The organism is Paraburkholderia sp. 22098 (assembly GCF_052045935.1).
In the GTDB taxonomy this organism is placed as follows: domain Bacteria; phylum Pseudomonadota; class Gammaproteobacteria; order Burkholderiales; family Burkholderiaceae; genus Paraburkholderia; species Paraburkholderia caledonica.
This window is the reverse complement of record NZ_JBQEPV010000004.1, coordinates 74868-92795: the sequence shown is the minus strand read 5'-3', so window position 1 is coordinate 92795 and position 17928 is coordinate 74868. Positions and strand designations below refer to the sequence as shown.

At 62.1% G+C, this 17928-nt stretch carries 14 protein-coding genes; 11 read left to right on the top strand and 3 right to left on the bottom strand.

Annotated elements, in window-relative coordinates; all coding sequences use genetic code 11:
- Positions 1–66: 66 nt before the first annotated feature.
- The 8 genes from hflX to ACTJLB_RS09695 all read left to right on the top strand — a co-directional run bounded on the left by hflX (position 67) and on the right by ACTJLB_RS09695 (position 9467).
- Complete coding sequence (gene hflX / locus ACTJLB_RS09730) at positions 67–1239, top strand: GTPase HflX (protein ID WP_033379419.1); 1173 nt, start codon at positions 67–69, stop codon at positions 1237–1239.
- Between the two features lie 47 nt (positions 1240–1286).
- Complete coding sequence (hflK, locus tag ACTJLB_RS09725) at positions 1287–2681, top strand: FtsH protease activity modulator HflK (RefSeq protein WP_288823502.1); 1395 nt, start codon at positions 1287–1289, stop codon at positions 2679–2681.
- Positions 2682–2693: 12 nt separating this feature from the next.
- A complete protein-coding gene (gene hflC / locus ACTJLB_RS09720; protein WP_408410112.1) occupies positions 2694–3596 on the top strand; it encodes a protease modulator HflC in 903 nt (300 codons plus the stop codon).
- Between the two features lie 46 nt (positions 3597–3642).
- On the top strand, positions 3643–3834 hold the full coding sequence (locus ACTJLB_RS09715; RefSeq protein WP_020065549.1) for a DUF2065 domain-containing protein: 192 nt from the start codon (positions 3643–3645) through the stop codon (positions 3832–3834).
- A gap of 225 nt (positions 3835–4059) precedes the next feature.
- A complete protein-coding gene (locus ACTJLB_RS09710) occupies positions 4060–5211 on the top strand; it encodes an ATP phosphoribosyltransferase regulatory subunit (protein WP_020065550.1) in 1152 nt (383 codons plus the stop codon).
- Positions 5212–5344: 133 nt separating this feature from the next.
- Positions 5345–6691, top strand: coding sequence for an adenylosuccinate synthase (locus ACTJLB_RS09705; RefSeq protein ID WP_020065551.1), 1347 nt, complete (start codon positions 5345–5347; stop codon positions 6689–6691).
- A 3-nt stretch (positions 6692–6694) separates the two neighbouring features.
- Positions 6695–7285 (top strand): phosphoribosyltransferase, encoded by a 591-nt coding sequence (locus ACTJLB_RS09700; protein WP_020065552.1) that lies wholly within the window; start codon positions 6695–6697, stop codon positions 7283–7285.
- Positions 7286–7580: 295 nt separating this feature from the next.
- Positions 7581–9467: a potassium transporter Kup gene (locus ACTJLB_RS09695; RefSeq protein ID WP_027804236.1), complete on the top strand. Its 1887-nt coding sequence runs from the start codon at positions 7581–7583 to the stop codon at positions 9465–9467.
- A gap of 154 nt (positions 9468–9621) precedes the next feature.
- Here ACTJLB_RS09695 and ACTJLB_RS09690 read toward each other — a convergent pair whose 3' ends face one another.
- Complete coding sequence (locus ACTJLB_RS09690; protein ID WP_204520551.1) at positions 9622–11970, bottom strand: Tex family protein; 2349 nt, start codon at positions 11968–11970, stop codon at positions 9622–9624.
- Positions 11971–12132: 162 nt separating this feature from the next.
- On the opposite strand from ACTJLB_RS09690, the gene ACTJLB_RS09685 reads away from it, so the two are divergent.
- From ACTJLB_RS09685 to ACTJLB_RS09675, 3 genes are all read left to right on the top strand, one after another.
- A complete protein-coding gene (locus ACTJLB_RS09685) occupies positions 12133–13254 on the top strand; it encodes a hypothetical protein (protein WP_440783129.1) in 1122 nt (373 codons plus the stop codon).
- A 171-nt stretch (positions 13255–13425) separates the two neighbouring features.
- Positions 13426–13644 (top strand): DUF465 domain-containing protein, encoded by a 219-nt coding sequence (locus ACTJLB_RS09680; RefSeq protein WP_020065556.1) that lies wholly within the window; start codon positions 13426–13428, stop codon positions 13642–13644.
- Positions 13645–13708: 64 nt separating this feature from the next.
- On the top strand, positions 13709–15973 hold the full coding sequence (locus tag ACTJLB_RS09675; RefSeq protein WP_410799890.1) for a helicase C-terminal domain-containing protein: 2265 nt from the start codon (positions 13709–13711) through the stop codon (positions 15971–15973).
- A 198-nt stretch (positions 15974–16171) separates the two neighbouring features.
- On the opposite strand, the gene ACTJLB_RS09670 is transcribed toward ACTJLB_RS09675, so the two are convergent.
- Together ACTJLB_RS09670 and ACTJLB_RS09665 are read right to left on the bottom strand one after the other, a co-directional pair.
- Entirely contained in the window at positions 16172–16435 is a 264-nt protein-coding gene (locus ACTJLB_RS09670) for a hypothetical protein (protein WP_084166713.1), read from the bottom strand.
- A gap of 233 nt (positions 16436–16668) precedes the next feature.
- Positions 16669–17919: a JmjC domain-containing protein gene (locus tag ACTJLB_RS09665; protein ID WP_440783128.1), complete on the bottom strand. Its 1251-nt coding sequence runs from the start codon at positions 17917–17919 to the stop codon at positions 16669–16671.
- Positions 17920–17928: the final 9 nt, after the last annotated feature.

Here is a 17928-nt window from a genome sequence, read left to right as displayed (position 1 = left end):
TCGCGGCCGGCGTAGCGTCGCCCGTTGGCGATCACCTCCGGCCGCCTCATTTTGATACCCTCCAATTTGATCAATGCAGCGCTTGTCGGCATCGACTTCGGTAAGATCGATTTCGAAGCCAGTCTCGAAGAACTCAGCCTGCTCGCGCAAAGCGCGGGCGCGAATCCTCTAGTCACCCTCACCGGGCGCCGGGCCAGTCCCGATGCGAAGATGTTCGTCGGCAGCGGCAAGGCCGAAGAACTGCGTCTCGCGTGTGAGGCGAACGACATCGAACTCGTTATTTTCAACCACGCTCTTGCGCCTGCCCAGCAGCGCAATCTGGAGCAAGCGCTTAATCGGCGCGTGGTCGACCGCACGAGTCTCATCCTCGATATTTTTGCGCAACGCGCCCGCAGCCATGAAGGCAAGCTGCAGGTGGAACTCGCGCAATTGCAGTATCTGTCGACGCGGCTAATCCGCGCATGGACCCACCTCGAGCGGCAAAAAGGCGGTATCGGCTTGCGCGGTCCAGGCGAAACGCAGCTCGAAACCGACCGCCGGCTGATCGGCGAGCGCATCAAGGCGCTGAAGACGCGGCTCGAAAAACTGCGCCGTCAGCATGGCACGCAGCGCCGCCAGCGCTCGCGCAATCAGACCATGTCGGTGTCGCTGGTCGGCTATACGAACGCGGGCAAGTCCACGCTCTTCAACGCGCTCACGAAGGCGCAGGCCTATGCGGCCGACCAGTTGTTTGCCACGCTCGACACGACCTCCCGCCGCGTTTATCTCGGCGACGAAGCAGGGCAGGTGGTGGTGTCCGACACGGTCGGCTTCATTCGCGAACTGCCCCACCAACTGGTTGCGGCGTTTCGCGCCACGCTCGAGGAAACAATTCACGCCGATCTGTTGCTGCATGTCGTCGACGCGTCGAGCGCGGTGCGACTCGACCAGATTGATCAGGTCAACGAGGTGTTGCACGCGATCGGTGCGGACACGATCCGGCAGGTGCTCGTGTTCAACAAGATCGACGCAGTGCCGGAGTTGGCGGCCCGCGGGGACGCGGTCGAGCGGGACGAGTATGGTAATATTTCGCGCGTCTTTTTGAGCGCGCGCACGGGGCAGGGGCTGGATACATTGCGCGCTGCCATCGCTGAGATCGCTACTGCGGAAGCTCTGTCCGACACGCCGCATGACTCCTCGGAAGAAGACCGGTCGGCGGCACCGCGCGACGAGCGCAAGGTCTCAGAACTCGGGCACTGACCCGTTCCAATTGCATACCCGCTGTCTACTCTGGTGAACGAACACAGGTGAACGATTACAACGAGCGGAGTATCTGGCTGCGCATGCGCGCCATGTTTTCACTGAACGATCCCCGCTGGGGCCGTGGCGACGGCAATGGCGAGCGTCAGCGGCCGGGTGAGCCCAAGCGTCCTCAGACCAAGGAAGGTGAAGGTCCCCCGGATCTCGACGAGATGTGGCGGGATTTCAACCGCCGTCTGAGCCGCATGTTCGGCCGCAAGGGCGGCGGTGTCGGCGGCGGGCGTCCCGACAACGGCCGTGGCGCGCGCATCGGCGTGGGCATCGTCATCGGCGTGCTGATCGCCATCTATCTCGGCAGTGGTGTGTTCGTCGTGCAAGACGGCCAGGCCGGCGTTGTGATGCAGTTCGGCAAATATCGCTACACGGCGGGGCAAGGCGTGCACTGGCGCCTGCCTTATCCGTTCGAAGCGCATGAACTCGTCAATATCGGCCAGGTTCGCCAGGTGGAAATCGGCCGCAATAACGTGGTGCGTCTCGCGAATGTGAAAGACGCGTCCATGCTCACGCACGACGCGGACATCGTCGACGTGCGCTTTGCGGTGCAGTACCAGATTCGCAAGCCGACCGATTACCTCTTCCGCAGCGTCGATCCCGATCAGGGCGTGATGCAGGCCGCGCAGGCGGCGGTGCGCGGCATCGTCGGCGCGCGCAGCACAGACGAAATTCTTGGTCAGGATCGCGAAGTAATTCGTCAGCAGTTAATGGCAGCGATCCAGCAATCGCTCGATGAGTATCAGTCCGGCCTCGCTGTCACCGGTGTGACGATCCAGGGCGTGCAGGTTCCCGACAGGGTGCAGGCCGCGTTTGACGACGCTGCCAAGGTCCGTCAGGAGAACGAGCGTGCGAAGCGCGACGCGCAGGCGTACGCCGCTGATCTGCTGCCGCGCGCGCAAGCCGATGTGGCGCGCCAGATCGACGACGCGAAAACCTACAGCGACAAAACGGTGGCTGAGGCGCAAGGCGACGCCGAACGCTTCAAGCAGGTCTATGCGCAGTACTCGAAAGCGCCCGCGGTCATTCGCGAGCGCATGTATCTGGAAACCATGCAGCAGATCTATTCGAATACGACGAAGGTTTTTGTGGACAGCAAGAGCGGCAACAATGTGCTGTATCTGCCGCTCGACAAGCTGGTCGAGCAGACTCGTCAACGGGTGGCCGATTCTGCTGCAGCCGCCACGGCGGCATCGGGCGGCGTGGCCGCCAGCGCGCCGCAGGTAGCGACTTCCAATGCGCCCGCCGCAGGCGGATCGACGGCGGCAGCGCCTGCAGTGTCTGCGTCTGCCTCAGCCGCCACACCCGCCAGCCGGGCGGCGGCCAGTAGCGACGCGCTGCGCTCACGCGATTCCTTCCGCAGCCGTACGCGTGAAGACGACGTTCAATAAGGGGCGCACATCATGAACAAGATCATTGCGCTCGTCATTGCCGTTGTCATCGTGCTGTTTGCTGCTTCGTCGATGGTATTCGTTGTCGACCAGCGTCATATGGCAGTGTTGTCCCCGCGTGGCGACGCCGCTCCCACCTTGCTCGGTCCAGGCTTGCACGTGAAGTTGCCGCCGCCGTTGCAAACGGTGACGCTTGTCGATAACCGCATCCAGTCGCTCGACGCGCCGGACGAAGATCGCTACGTCACTTCGGACAAGAACGATCTGCTCGCGAACCCTGTCGTCAAATATCGCGTGACCGATCCGCTGAAGCTGCTCGCCGAAACGAAGGGCGACGTGCAAAGCCTGCCGGACCGCATTGCCCTCGTTGCGCGCAGTGCGCTCGGCGACGCGTTCGGCAAGTACACGTTATCCGACGCATTGGCCAAACAGCAGGCACTCGCCGACGAAGCCCGGGCCGCGATGGCGAAGAGTGCGGCGTCGCTGGGCGTGTCGGTCGTGGACGTTCAGTTGACGCGGGTCGATGTTCCGGCCTCCATGGCTGACTCGGTCTACAAGCGGATGATCGCCGAACGCGAGCAGGCCGCGGCCGACGAGCGCGCGAAGGGTGCCGCCGAGGCCGACAAGATCCGGGCGGACGCGGTCGCGCAACAACAGGCGATTCTCGCGGACGGTTACCGTCAGGCGCAAACCATCAAGGGCGAGGGCGACGCAAACGCAGCCGAGATCGCCGCGCAAGCGTACGGCAGCGACCCGGAGTTCTATCAGTTCTACCAAAGCATGCAGGCGTACCGGAAGACCTTCAAGCCAGGCGACGTAATTGTGGTCGATCCGAGCAACGAGTTCTTCCGCTTCATGCGTAGTTCGACCGGCGGCCTCGCCCCGGACGCTTCCGCGGCTCCGCGCAAACACTAATAACCCGGAATGCCGCGGCATTCGCATCGCGGCCCCCTTCTTTAGCATGGATATAGTCGGCTCGTTACTGCTCGCGATCGCGTTGATGCTGATTATCGAGGGGATGTTCCCGTTCGTTTTTCCGAGCGCCTGGCGCGACACGTTCCGTAGAATAGCGGAACGACCGGCGCATCAGATTCGTGTCGGCGGGCTGATCGTGATGCTGCTCGGTCTGATTCTGCTGTTTTTCGTGACCTGAGGCAGCAGGCCGGTTAGCGCGATGCCGCGTGCGGCGCGACTTCGGGTGTGACCAAGGTCGCACATTTGCGCGGCGGCTCGCTGCGGAACCCGCGCTTTCGGTCCAACGCAATACGGGCCGCATCCGGAAAGCCGCCGAACTCGCCAGAATCGAGCCCTGGCCCGCCAAACACTCTCACTTACCGGCGCACTCAGCCGCCGTGTTCAACGTCGTAGGACTGTATCGATGTCGACCTGGTTACTTCCCGAGAATATTGCCGACGTGCTGCCGTCGGAAGCCCGCAAGATCGAAGAGTTGCGGCGCCATCTGCTGGACCGTTTCCGCTCGTACGGCTACGAGATGGTGATGCCGCCGATGCTCGAATACATCGAGTCGCTGCTGACGGGCGGCGGGCACGACCTCAATCTGCGCACGTTCAAGCTCGTCGATCAGTTGTCCGGACGCACGCTCGGCCTGCGCGCCGACATCACGCCGCAGGTCGCGCGTATCGACGCGCACCTGCTGAACCGCCAGGGCGTCACGCGTCTTTGCTATGCCGGAAATGTCGCGCACACGCGGCCGCGCGGCCTGCATGCGACGCGCGAGCAGATTCAGATCGGCGCCGAAATCTACGGTCATGCGGGGCTCGAGGCCGATCTCGAAATCCAGCAGCTAATGCTCGATGCGCTGCGTCTCGCGGGCCTCGCCAAGGTGCGTCTCGACCTGTGCCACGCGGGCGTGCTCGCCGCATTGATCGAAGCGGAACCGGCGGCGGCCGAGCTGGGACAATCGCTGTACGACGCGCTGGCGGGCAAGGACGTGCCGCGGCTAGTCGAATTGACCGCCAATCTCACGGCCGTGACACGCGATGCGTTGCGCTCGCTGCCCTCGCTTTACGGGGACGCCTCGGTGCTCGAGGAGGCACGCGCCCGCTTGCCGAATGCGCCGGCTATCGCGCGCGCGCTCGACGACCTCGCCTTCCTCGCGAGCCAGGTGGAAGGCGCCGAAGTCATGATCGACCTCGCCGATTTGCGTGGCTACGCGTATCACAGCGGCGTCATGTTCTCGGCCTACGTGGACGGCGTGCCGAATGCCGTCGCGCGCGGCGGCCGTTACGACCATGTCGGGCAGGCTTATGGGCGCGCACGGGCGGCGACCGGCTTTTCGCTCGATCTGCGCGAAGTGGCGCGCATCTCGCCTGTCGAAGCGCGCAGCAGCGCGATCCTCGCGCCGTGGCAGCACGACGACGCGCTGCGTGTGAGCGTCGCCGCGTTGCGCGATGCCGGCGAAGTGGTGATTCAGGCACTGCCTGGCCACGAGCACGACCTGGATGAATTCGCGTTCGACCGCGTGTTGGTCGAGCGCAACGGCGCATGGACGGTTGAACCGCGTTCCTGAGCGCGCTCCGATACGAGCCGCGCTTCTTCGCAATACCCACCATAACGTGCATACCGTTGAGCGGAAACGGAAAAATTCCGGATGCTTCCGCGAACCTAGGTAGAATACGTTTTTAACCAGCTTACGAAACAACATGTCTGCCAGCGCAGTGAATGTGAACCCCGGGCGTAACGTCGTCGTCGTGGGGACCCAGTGGGGTGATGAAGGCAAGGGCAAGATCGTCGACTGGCTGACGGACCACGCCCACGGCGTCGTTCGCTTCCAGGGCGGTCACAATGCCGGTCACACGCTTATCATCGGCGGCAAGAAAACCATCTTGCGTCTGATTCCGTCGGGCATCATGCACCCCGGCGTCGCGTGCTACATCGGCAATGGCGTCGTGTTGTCGCCGGAAGCGCTGTTCAAGGAAATTGGCGAGCTCGAAGCCGCCGGCGTCGACGTTCAGAAACGCCTGTTCATTTCCGAAGCCACCACGCTGATTCTGCCGTACCACATTGCTATCGACCAGGGCCGCGAAGCGCGCCGCGGTGCGAGCAAAATCGGCACGACCGGCCGCGGCATCGGCCCGGCGTACGAAGACAAGGTGGCGCGCCGCGGCTTGCGCGTTCAGGACCTCTTCGAGCCGGAGACTTTCGCCGAACGCCTGCGCGAAAATCTGGACTATCACAACTTCGTGCTGACGCAGTACCTGGGCGTCGCCGCTGTCGATTTCCAGCAAACGCTCGACACGATGCTGGGCTATGCCGACCGTCTGAAGCCAATGGTCACCGACGTGTCGCGCCGTTTGTACGACGCGAACGCCGCCGGCAGCAACCTGCTGTTCGAAGGCGCGCAAGGCACGCTGCTCGATATCGATCACGGTACCTATCCGTTTGTCACGTCGAGCAATTGCGTCGCGGGCGCAGCGACTGCGGGTGCGGGCGTCGGTCCGCAGAAGCTGAACTACATTCTCGGCATCACCAAAGCGTACTGCACACGCGTCGGTTCGGGCCCGTTCCCGAGCGAACTGTACGACGCGGACAACGCCGCGCGTCAGGAAGCGATCGGTCTGGAACTCGCCACCGTCGGCAAGGAATTTGGCTCGGTTACCGGCCGTCCGCGCCGCACCGGCTGGCTCGACGTTGCAGCACTGCGCCGCTCGATCCAGATCAATGGCGTGTCGGGCCTGTGCATGACCAAGCTCGACGTGCTCGACGGTCTCGAAGAAGTGAAGCTCTGCGTCGGCTACACGGTGGACGGCAAGAACGTCGATCTGCTGCCGCGCGGCGCGTCGGAAGTCGCGCGCTGCGAGCCGGTGTACGAAACCTTCGCGGGCTGGAAGGAAAGCACCGTCGGCATCAAGGAATGGGACAAGCTCCCGGCGAACGCACGTGCGTATCTGTCGCGCGTTCAGGAAGTGGCGGGCATTCCTATCGACATGGTGTCCACGGGTCCGGATCGCGACGAGACCATTCTGCTTCGTCATCCGTTCAAGGCTTAAGCGATGGTGCAAGGTCTCCCCATGATTGCGATGAAAGATCCGCGCAACGACGACAAGAACCTGTGGGTCGGCTGGGACGAATATCACCGGCTGATCGAATTGCTCGCCATGGCCGTGCATGAATCAGGCTGGAAGTTCGACAAGATCCTGTGCCTCGCGCGTGGCGGTTTGCGCGTGGGCGACCAGCTTTCGCGTATCTACGATCTGCCGCTGGCTATTCTCGCCACGAGTTCGTATCGTGAAGCGGCCGGCACGGAGCAGGGCGAACTGGACATCGCTCAATACATCACGATGACGCGCGGCGAACTGCACGGCAACGTGCTGCTCGTCGACGACCTCGTCGATTCGGGCGTCACGCTTGCACGGGTTCAGCAGCATCTGAAAGAGCGCTACCCGGCGATCACGGCAGTGCGTTCCGCAGTGCTCTGGTACAAAGGCTGCTCGAAAGTGAAGCCCGATTATCACGTGCAGTATCTGCCTACGAATCCGTGGATTCATCAGCCGTTCGAGGAGTGGGACACGGTTCGTCCGCATAACCTCGGCGCGTGGATCAAGCGCGGCGTCGCGCAAGCGCAGGAGTCCTCGGGAAACTGAGCAGGCACCGCAACGTTTAGCGGCACTCAGTGCTGCACCGTGCTATGCAACACATCCAAAAGCGGAGCCCGATTGGGCTCCGTTTTTTATGTGCGCGCAGTCACCGGCAACTACGCTTCGCAGCCTGCGATGACATCCGCCGCATAGCAATTCGTACAGCAGACGCGCACATACCGCAGTGCTACACTGCGCGGACCATCCACGTGGTGTATCCACAACAAGCCGGGCGGCTTCAGGCAGGCGGTTTAGAATAGCGGTCGTTTTTTCCGCCCTGGGAACGGATTTTCTCGCGTTTATGACAGATAACAATCACGTGCACAAACAGCCACTGCCTTCCCTCGCGGTCGCCGCGATCGGGGTGGTGTTCGGCGATATCGGCACGAGCCCGTTGTATGCGCTGAAAGAGGCCTTCAGCCCGTCGCATGGCATCCCGCTTACCGATCAATCCATCCTGGGCGTGATTTCGCTGCTGTTCTGGGCCATCGTGATCGTGGTGGGCATCAAGTACGTATTGTTCGTGATGCGCGCGGACAACAACGGTGAGGGTGGCGTGCTCGCGCTCATGGCGCTGGCGCTGCGTTCGCTCGACGAGAAATCGAAAATGGCCGGATTGCTGATGATGCTCGGCATCTTCGGTGCCTGCATGTTTTATGGCGACGCAGTCATTACGCCGGCCATTTCCGTGATTTCCGCAGTCGAGGGGCTGGAGATTGCGGCGCCTCATCTGTCGCATCTCGTATTGCCGCTGACCATGGTGATCCTTGTGCTGCTGTTCTGGATCCAGCGGCACGGCACGGCCACGGTTGGCCGGTTATTCGGCCCGATCATGCTGGTGTGGTTCGTGGTGCTTGCTGCGCTCGGGCTGTGGCATATCGTGCAATCGCCGAACGTGATCCGCGCGCTGAACCCGTATTACGCGTACACCTTCATGGCCGCACATGTGCTGCAAGCGTATGTCGTGCTTGGTTCAGTGGTGCTGGTGCTGACGGGCGCTGAGGCGCTCTACGCGGACATGGGCCACTTCGGGGCCAAGCCGATCCGCATGGGCTGGTACGTGCTGGTCATGCCGTCGCTGGTGCTGAACTATTTCGGCCAGGGCGCGTTGCTGATGCACGACGCGAAAGCGATCGAGAATCCATTCTTCCTGCTCGCGCCGCAATGGGCGTTGCTGCCGCTGGTCGTGCTGTCGACGGTCGCGACCGTGATCGCTTCGCAGGCGGTGATTTCAGGCGCGTATTCGCTGACGAGCCAGGCGATCCAACTCGGCTACGTGCCGCGTATGAAGATCCTGCACACATCCGAACTCGCAATCGGCCAGATCTATGTGCCGGTGGTGAACTGGATGCTGCTGTTCATCATTCTGTGCATCGTGATCGCGTTCAAAAGCTCGGACAATCTCGCGGCCGCGTACGGCATCGCGGTGACCGCGACCATGGTCATCACGACCATTCTGGCTTGTGTCGTGATGGTGAAGGTGTGGAACTGGAACAAGTTCCTCGTCGGGCTGATCATCGCTGTGTTCATTACGATCGACTTAGGCTTTTTCGGTGCGAACTTGCTGAAGGTGGAAGAGGGTGGCTGGCTGCCGCTCGGCATCGGCGCGCTGCTGTTCTTCCTGCTGATGACATGGTTCAAGGGCAGGATGATCGTGAAGGAGCGCACGGCCGCCGACGGTATTCCGTTGATGCCGTTCCTGCAGGGTCTGCTCGCGCATCCGCCGCATCGTGTGTCGGGTACGGCGATTTATCTGACGGGCAGCGATTCGCTGGTGCCGGTCAGCCTGCTGCACAATCTGAAGCACAACAAGGTGTTGCATGAGCGCACGATCTTCCTGACCTTCGTCACGCGCGACATTCCGTATGTGAACGACGCCGAGCGGGTGACGGTGAAGAACATCGACGGTGGTCTGTATCTGGTCAAGGCCGCATACGGGTTCAACGAAACCCCGGACGTGAAAGCAGTGCTCACCGAAATCGGCCGTACGCACGACATGACCTTCGAGTTGATGGATACGTCGTTTTTCCTCGCGCGCGAAACGGTGGTGCCGACACAATTGCCAGGCATGTCGGTGTGGCGCGAGCGTGTTTTTGCATGGATGCACCAGAACGCCGCCAAGCCGACGGACTTCTTTAGTATTCCGGCTAATCGCGTAGTGGAGTTGGGTACGAAGATCGAGATATGACGGCGCGGGGCGTGCCTTGCCCGTTTGCATCGCAGAATGCTTCTGCGGAAATAAAAAACCCACGCAAATGCGTGGGTTTTTTATTGGCTGACGTGTGGTAGAAGGCGCGTGTTCAGTGGTGCGCAAGCGCTTCGTCCACTGAACGCAGAGACTTTTACTTTTGCTTCAACTTCGCGAATGCCGCAGCCATTGCGCCGCCTGCTTCCGGTTCGCGTGAGCGCTGTTGCGACGCGCCGCGTCCATTGCCACCCGAGCGGCCAAAGTTGCCGCGATCCTGCTGCGCACCGCCGCCACTGCGCGCCGCCGCCGCGCCGAACTCGTCGTCGAGGCGCATGGTGAGCGCGATACGCTGACGCTTCACATCGACTTCGAGCACCTTGACCTTGACGATCTGTCCGGCCTTGACGACCTCGTGCGGGTCCTTGATGAACTTCGTCGACATTGCCGACACGTGTACGAGCCCATCCTGATGCACGCCGATGTCGACGAACGCACCGAACGCCGCGACGTTCGTGACGACGCCCTCGAGCACCATACCCGGCGTCAGATCGCTGACTTTTTCGACGCCTTCACGGAATGTAGCCGTCTTGAACTCCGGGCGCGGATCGCGGCCCGGCTTTTCGAGTTCGAGCAGAATGTCGCGCACGGTCGGCAGGCCGAAACGTTCGTCGACGAATTCGCCTGGCGACAAGCCGCGCAGCGCATCCCGATTGCCGAGCACTTCACCAACGTGCTTGTTGATCTTCGCGAGGATCCGTTCAACGACCGGGTACGCTTCCGGGTGCACCGACGAGCGGTCGAGCGGGTTTTCGCCGTTGTTGATGCGCAGAAAACCTGCAGCCTGTTCGAACGTCTTGTCACCCAGACGCGGCACCTTGCGCAGATGGTCGCGCGATGGGAACGGACCGTTTGCATCGCGATAATCGACGATGTTGCGAGCCAGCGTGGCGTTCAGCCCGGACACGCGCGCGAGCAGGGCGACCGACGCCGTGTTCGCGTCAACGCCCACGGCGTTCACGCAGTCTTCGACGACCGCGTCGAGCGAGCGCGCAAGCTCGCGCTGATTCACGTCGTGCTGATACTGCCCGACGCCGATTGCCTTCGGCTCGATCTTCACGAGTTCGGCGAGCGGGTCTTGCAGCCGCCGCGCGATCGACACCGCGCCGCGCAGCGATACGTCCATGTCGGGGAATTCCTTCGCGGCCAGTTCGGAAGCTGAGTACACCGACGCGCCGGCTTCGGACACGACGATTTTCTGCAGCTTGAACTCCGGATGGCGTGCAATGAGTTCGCTCGCGAGCTTGTCCGTTTCCCGCGACGCCGTGCCGTTGCCGATGCTGATCAGTTCGGCTTGCGTCTGCGCGCAGATGCGCGCGAGTTTCGCGATGGAGCCGTCCCAGTCGCGGCGCGGCTCGTGCGGATAGATCACGTCGGTGACGAGTACCTTGCCGGTTCGATCCACCACCGCGACCTTCACGCCGGTGCGCATGCCCGGATCGAGGCCGATCACGGCCTTCGGTCCCGCGGGTGCGGCCAGCAGCAGGTCCTTGAGATTGCGCGCGAACACGCGAATCGCTTCGTGCTCGGCTTCGTCGCGCAGGTTGGTCAGCAGTTCGTTTTCAATGTGCGGCTGAACCTTCACGCGCCAGCACCAGCGGCAAACGTCGGAAAGCCACTTGTCGGCCGGCCGGTTCTGATTGGCAATACCGAAGTGACGTGCGATCAGCGCTTCGCCCGGATGGGGCACCTGTGCGTCGAGTTCTTCGCCGAGACCCAGCTTGACCATCAGCACGCCCGCATTGCGGCCGCGGAAAAGCGCGAGCGCACGATGCGACGGCACCGTGCGAATCGTTTCCGCATAGTCGTAATAGTCGCGAAATTTTTCTTCTTCAGCGGTTTCCTTGCCTTCGACCACTTTCGACGACACTACGCCTTGATTGAACAGGTAATCGCGCAGTTTGCCGAGCAGATCAGCGGTTTCGCCAAATTGCTCGGAGAGGATGTCGCGGGCGCCGTCGAGTGCGGCCTTCACATCCGCGACGCCTTTCTCCGCGTCCACGTACGCGGCGGCTTCCGTTTGCGGGTCGAGCAGCGGATTGCCGAGCAGCGCGTCGGCGAGCGGCTGCAGGCCGGCTTCGCGGGCGATCTGCGCGCGAGTGCGGCGCTTCGGCTTATACGGCAGATACAGGTCTTCGAGCACCTGCTTGCTGTCGGCGCCTTCGATCGCGTTGCGCAGCTCGTCGGTGAGCTTGCCCTGTTCGTCGATGCTCGCGACGATCGCCGCGCGCCGGTCTTCCAGTTCGCGCAGATACAGCAGGCGTTCTTCGAGATTACGCAACTGCGTGTCGTCGAGATTGTCGGTCACTTCCTTACGGTAGCGGGCGATGAACGGAACAGTCGCTCCTTCGTCGAGGAGTTGCACCGCGGCCGCGACCTGGCGCGGCTGTACGGACAGTTCGGCGGCGATGCGCTGTACGATCTTGAGTGCTACGGTTTCCGTCATAAGCTCTTGGGTTTCCTGCGGACTCGGTCAAGGGCCGTGCGCCGGCGGCGCCTTGCGGCGCCGGGCACGCAGTGCGTGCGCGCTGCGACCAGGTTGCTAGAGCGGGGCATTTTGCCACAAATGCCAAAGGGCTCAACCGCCGGGGGTGATAGAATTTCGGGCATGTTCCGTTGCCCCTCTACGACGTTGCCAATCTCCTTTTCTTTCAACCGCCTGGGCTCGAACCCGGTCTCCCGTACGCCACATTCGCCGCTGTCCGCAGTGCGCTGGCCGTTCACGTTGCGTGGACGGGTGACGCGCGGCGTCGAAGCGAGCGCGCTGGTTTCGGGCAGAGCGTTCGCGGTGTCGTGTGCGGCGTGTGTGATGGCTGCCGCGCTCGCGTTATCGGCGCCTGCTTCGGCGCAATCGGTGGCGCCTGAAAGCGGCGCTAGTGCGCCTGCCGGAAAGCCCGCGGGCTCGGTGACCCGAGGCGCGGCGTCGGCGGATCAAGGCAATGGCGTCAGTGGCGAAGCGGATGGCTCAGTGAATGCCGGAGCTGATAGCACAGCGAGCGGTGACAGTGCCACATCTGGAGAGAGCGAGTTCGACGCGCGACAGAAGGTGCTTAACCAGCGCAGCGACGAAAACAACTACCGCTATGGCGTCGCCGAGCATAATTGCTACAGCACGTTCTTCGTCAATCACTGCTTGAACAAGGCACGCGATCAGATGCGCACGGTACAGGCGCAGATCCGCAAGGAACAGCTCGCGTTGGACGGCGAAGAGCGCGCGCAACGCGCCCGCAAACGTGACGAGCAGGCGGAGCTCAAGCGCGCGCAGGAGGAAGCTGGCGCGCCGCAGCGCGCCGCCGAAGACGCGCGCAACGCCCAGGCTTATGAAGAGAAACAGCGTCAACATCAGTTGAACGAGGCACAGCGCAATGCAGAGGCGCCGCAGCGCGCCGCGAACGCGCAGGCCTATGAGGAAAAGCAACGCCAGCACGCGATCGACCAGGCGAAGCGCGGCATCAGCCCGTCGAAGGCCGCGGCCAATCAGCAGGCTTACGATCAGAAGCAGGCCGACTTCCAACGCAAGCTCGACGAAGCTCGTCAGCAGGGCGCGCAGAAGGCTCAGGAACGCGTAGAGAAGCAGCAGAGCTTCGAGAAAAAGCAGGCCGAAGCGGCTCAGCACAAAGCCGACGTCGAGGCGCGTCAGAAGCAGGCAGCCGAAAAAGCGGAGCAGAAACGTCAGGACCAGTTGAAGCAGCAGAAGCAACTCGAAGAGCAGCAGAAGCAGCAACAGTAAGCCGCGCGCGACGTAGCGCTCGTGTGGCGGGCGCCTGCGCGGTTGTAGTATCGCAGTAGTGCACGCATCGGTGCAGGTAGTCGTAGCGCGTTTTAAGCCGGACAGCAACCTCAGGCAACGGGCTGAACATGGCGAACATGCAGCCCACGCAATAGTCGAGCGGAGGCGAGCATGCGCGATCAACATCACGTCATCAACGCGGACACACTTCGCGACCGGATTCTGCAACTGGAATCGGAGCACAGTGGGCTCGACCGTTTGATCGGCCGAATGTCGGATGAGCCCGGCATCGACGACTTCGAGTTGCAGCGCCTGAAAAAGCGCAAACTCAAGGTCAAGGACACTATCATCTTGCTGCAATTGCAGCTCGAACCGGACGTACGCGCCTGAGTTCGCGGCCTGGCAGGCGCCGGGCGCGCGCCGCGCGAGCCGGATTTTGCAGGAAACGCTTGCCTTGAATTCACCGCTTGAAACTTCCCGCCGCGCGTCGGCCGCCGACGAGGCATCACAAACCGGCACACCCGCGCCGCGTCCGGCCGCGTCCGCGCTGAGCGCATCGCTCAATCCACGCCGCGCCGCGGAGCTCAACGAGATCTTCGCCGATAACGGTTTATTGGCCAGGCAAATCGACGGCTATCGCTCGCGCGCGTCGCAGATCGAAATGTCGCGCGCCGTCGCGGCCGCGATGGAGGCATCGGGCCGCGCGATGCCCGAGCCCGCGATGTTCGAGGCGCAAAAGCGTCCGGCGCGGCGCCTGCAAACGGGCGCCGCCGAGACCGCAGCCGACACGGTAGAAGCCGACGAAGCGCAGGCCCTGGACGGCGGCGAGAACACGCTGATCGTCGAGGCGGGTACGGGTACCGGCAAAACCTATGCGTATCTTGTGCCGGCCATGTTGTGGGGCGGCAAGGTGATCGTTTCGACGGGCACCAAGCACCTGCAGGACCAGCTCTTTCAGCGCGATATTCCGACCGTGCGCGACGCGCTTGCGGTGCCGGTGTCGGTCGCCATGCTCAAAGGCCGCGCGAACTATCTGTGTCATTACTATCTGCAGCGCACAGCGGATAACGGCCGCTTGCCGTCGCGACAGGAAACGTCGTATCTGCAAGACATCGTCCGGTTTGCAAAGATCACGCGCACGGGCGATAAGGCCGAACTCGCGAGCGTGCCGGAAACCGCGGCGGTGTGGTCGATGGTCACGTCCACGCGCGATAACTGTCTCGGCCAGGAGTGTCCGCATTACAAGGACTGCTTCGTAATGCAGGCGCGCCGCGAAGCGCAGCAGGCCGACATCGTGGTGGTCAATCACCACCTCTTTTTCGCCGACATCATGTTGCGCGATACCGGCATGGCGGAACTGCTGCCTACGGCCAACACGGTCATCTTCGACGAAGCGCACCAGCTTCCCGAAACCGCCACGCTGTTTTTCGGCGAGACGCTTTCCACCGCGCAGTTTCTGGAACTTGCACGCGATTGCGTCGCCGAAGGTTTGGGTCATGCACGTGACGCGGTCGACTGGGTCAAGCTCGGCTCCACGGTGGAACGCGCCGCGCGTGACGTGCGGCTCGCGTTCAAGGAAGACTCGGTGCGTTTGTCGATCGGTCAGTTGCCGGACGATCATCCGTTGTTTGATGCGCTCGTAGCGCTCGAAACCGAACTTGACGCGCTGACTTCCGCGCTCGCAACGCAAGCCGAACGCGCGGAGTCGATCGGCGCGTGTCTGCGCCGCGCACGCGAGCTGCAGGGCGTGCTCGCCGGCTGGACGACGCCGCCTACCGAGCTCGAACGTCAGACGGTCGATGCGGCTCAGAACGGCTCCGCAGAAGGCAAGAGCGAGCGTGCCGATCCTAACGAGAAGGTGCGTTGGATCGAAGTGTTCGCGCATACCGTGCAGTTGCACGAAACGCCGCTCTCGGTCGCGCCGATCTTCGCCAAGCAGCGCGCAGGTGTGCCGCGCGCGTGGATCTTCACGTCGGCCACGTTGTCGGTGCGCGGCGATTTCACGCACTACGCCGCGCAAATGGGACTCAACGCCAAACGTTCTATGACGTTGCCGAGCCCGTTCGACTACCCGTCGCAAGGGCTTCTGTATGTGCCGCGCAATTTGCCGCAACCGTCGTCGCCCACATTCACCGACGCTGTGTTCGACGCAGCCTTGCCGGCGATCGAAGCGTCGGGTGGAGGCGTGTTCATGTTGTGTACGACGCTGCGCGCCGTGGACCGAATCTCCGCCAAGCTGCGAGATGTGATCGAAGCGCGCGGCTGGAACTATCCGCTGCTCGTGCAGGGCGACGCAAGCCGCACGGAATTGCTCGACCGCTTCCGTGCTTATGGCAACGCGATTCTGGTGGGTAGTCAGAGCTTCTGGGAAGGTGTCGACGTGCGTGGCGACGCGTTGTCGCTCGTCGTCATCGACAAGCTGCCGTTTGCGCCGCCTGACGATCCGGTTCTGTCGGCGCGCCTCGACGCGCTGACGAAGAAAGGTCTGAGCCCGTTTGCGGTTCATCAACTGCCCCAAGCTGTTATTACGCTGAAGCAGGGCGCCGGCCGACTGATCCGCGCGGAAACTGACCGTGGCGTCTTGATGATCTGCGACACGCGTCTTGTTGATAAACCTTATGGACGCCGAATCTGGCAGAGCTTGCCGCCGTTCAAGCGCACACGTGAAATCGAGGTGGTGCGTGAGTTTTTCGAGGAGAGCGGCCAGGCCGCTCAATAGCCGCGCTTCAATAGCTGCGCTTCAAAGCCGAATGTCGTTGCGATAAGCGGCTTCGATTGCGCTAATGCTTTAACGAAATCGGCGCCTGAATGACAAAACGCCACGGACGTGAGCCCGTGGCGTTTTGTTTTACTGCTCGGGAAACCGAGACGATTTCCCGATGCAGTTTTCGCCCTAAGGCGAACCCTACGCGACAGCTTACTGGCTTGCGCCCGAAGCCGGAGCAGCAGCCGAAGCAGCAGCGCCTGCGTCCGAAGCAGCGGTCGTAGCCGAAGCAGCAGCGTCGCTCGCAGCAGCAGCCGCACCCGAAGCAGCAGCAGCCGAATCCGAAGCTGCAGCAGCAGCCGGTGCCGAAGCGGCAGCTGCGTCGCTAGCCGGGGCAGCGGCTTGGTCGTTGCTCTTGTTGCATGCAGCCAGTGCCACAGCTGCCAACAGGGATGCTACGAGGAGGGATTTCTTCATGATCACGTCCTTTTATGGTTAAAGGTAAGCAACAGCGCAAAATAATACCGGTAATGTGCTCCAACACCGACCTGGGCCGCTGGTGGAGACGCTCTTTTGACGAGCAGGAATCTTCCCTACGGCTTGGGCGGAAATTATATGCACTTTCGTACTGACAATCCATAAATCCGGGGTCAATACGTTGTCTTTCTCATACAAAATTTCAATGTACTGTGTATAACAGACACGCGAGGCTAGGCAAGCTCGCCCATCCGTATCCAGCCCGCACAATACCACTCGTGTAGCCGTGCTGTCACCGACGAATCGTGTGAGAGTGTTACAAAGCGTTTCGCACTCAGACACCGGTGATCGGCGAGATCAAATAACCATTTTTTCGCGCCGTCGATCGACATTTTCTCTCCATTTACGAAGAAAAAACGGCGGTTGTACAACATATTCGTCTTGCGGTCGAGTCGCACACCTGAGCGCGACGCCTGGCTAATGAAACGTGCTTCGTTGAGCGGCCTTTGCGGCGGATCGAAGACGACACTCGGCTTGGGTTCGCTGAGGTACGTGCCAAGGAACGACGCAATGTCCTGCTCATTCCATTTGATGCCAGCAAGGATTGCGCCAACGCGTTCCACCAGCGCGGCAGGCAGTTCCGCCGGCCGGTCCACAGCAGGTTGCTGTGGGTCGCGGTAAAGCGCTCCCGTCTGACCGTTTTCTTCGCCGCGCTCGGCCAGATGGTAGAGAAACTGAGCAGTCAGCTCACCGGCTGACGGCGCGCGAAAGCCAATCGAGCACGTCATGCACTCGCCTTCGGCGACGCCGTCGTGCGCAATGTGCGGCGGCAGATACAGCATGTCGCCCGGCTCGAGCACCCACTCCTGTTCCGCTTCGAAGTTCTGTAAAACTTTCAACGGCAGTCCTGCCTGCAGCGTCAGATCTTTCTGCGAACTGATGCGCCAGCGCCGCTTGCCTTTTACTTGCAAAAGAAACACATCGTAGGAATCGAAGTGCGGGCCGACGCCGCCGCCATCGGTCGCATAAGAGATCATCAGATCGTCCAGACGCGCATCGGGGACGAAGCGGAAGCGGTCCAGCAGGGCCCGCGCGCGATCGTCGTAGAGATCGACGCCCTGCACGAGCAGAGTCCACGCGCGCTGCTTTAGCGACGGCAGTTCGTCCGGCGCGAAGGGTCCATGTTCAAGCTGCCACTTATTGCGAAAGTGCGTGATGAGGCGCGCTTCGACGTCGTCCTGGTCCGCCAGTTCGAAGAACTCGTCGCGCGAGAGCGGCGACTCGACATCGGGGATTGCCTGGCGGATCAATAGAGGCTTTTTCTGCCAGTACCGGCGCATGAATTGCGACGGCGATAGGTTGCCGAGCAATGGCGTGGGTGTGTCGGGTGAAGGCGGAAGAATCGCGGTAGCCGGCTTTTTAGCCGATGACGAATTGCGTGCCGAAGCTGCTTCGGCCGGGTGATCAGTGGGCCGCTTGGGCATCGTATAATG

Coding starts and splice junctions, on each gene's coding strand:
- hflC (WP_408410112.1), top strand. CDS start 2,694: ATGAACAAGATCATTGCGCTCGTCATTGCCGTTGTCATCGTGCTGTTT.
- ACTJLB_RS09715 (WP_020065549.1), top strand. CDS start 3,643: ATGGATATAGTCGGCTCGTTACTGCTCGCGATCGCGTTGATGCTGATT.
- ACTJLB_RS09710 (WP_020065550.1), top strand. CDS start 4,060: ATGTCGACCTGGTTACTTCCCGAGAATATTGCCGACGTGCTGCCGTCG.
- ACTJLB_RS09705 (WP_020065551.1), top strand. CDS start 5,345: ATGTCTGCCAGCGCAGTGAATGTGAACCCCGGGCGTAACGTCGTCGTC.
- ACTJLB_RS09700 (WP_020065552.1), top strand. CDS start 6,695: ATGGTGCAAGGTCTCCCCATGATTGCGATGAAAGATCCGCGCAACGAC.
- ACTJLB_RS09695 (WP_027804236.1), top strand. CDS start 7,581: ATGACAGATAACAATCACGTGCACAAACAGCCACTGCCTTCCCTCGCG.
- ACTJLB_RS09690 (WP_204520551.1), bottom strand. CDS start 11,970: ATGACGGAAACCGTAGCACTCAAGATCGTACAGCGCATCGCCGCCGAA.
- ACTJLB_RS09685 (WP_440783129.1), top strand. CDS start 12,133: ATGTTCCGTTGCCCCTCTACGACGTTGCCAATCTCCTTTTCTTTCAAC.
- ACTJLB_RS09680 (WP_020065556.1), top strand. CDS start 13,426: ATGCGCGATCAACATCACGTCATCAACGCGGACACACTTCGCGACCGG.
- ACTJLB_RS09670 (WP_084166713.1), bottom strand. CDS start 16,435: ATGAAGAAATCCCTCCTCGTAGCATCCCTGTTGGCAGCTGTGGCACTG.
- ACTJLB_RS09665 (WP_440783128.1), bottom strand. CDS start 17,919: ATGCCCAAGCGGCCCACTGATCACCCGGCCGAAGCAGCTTCGGCACGC.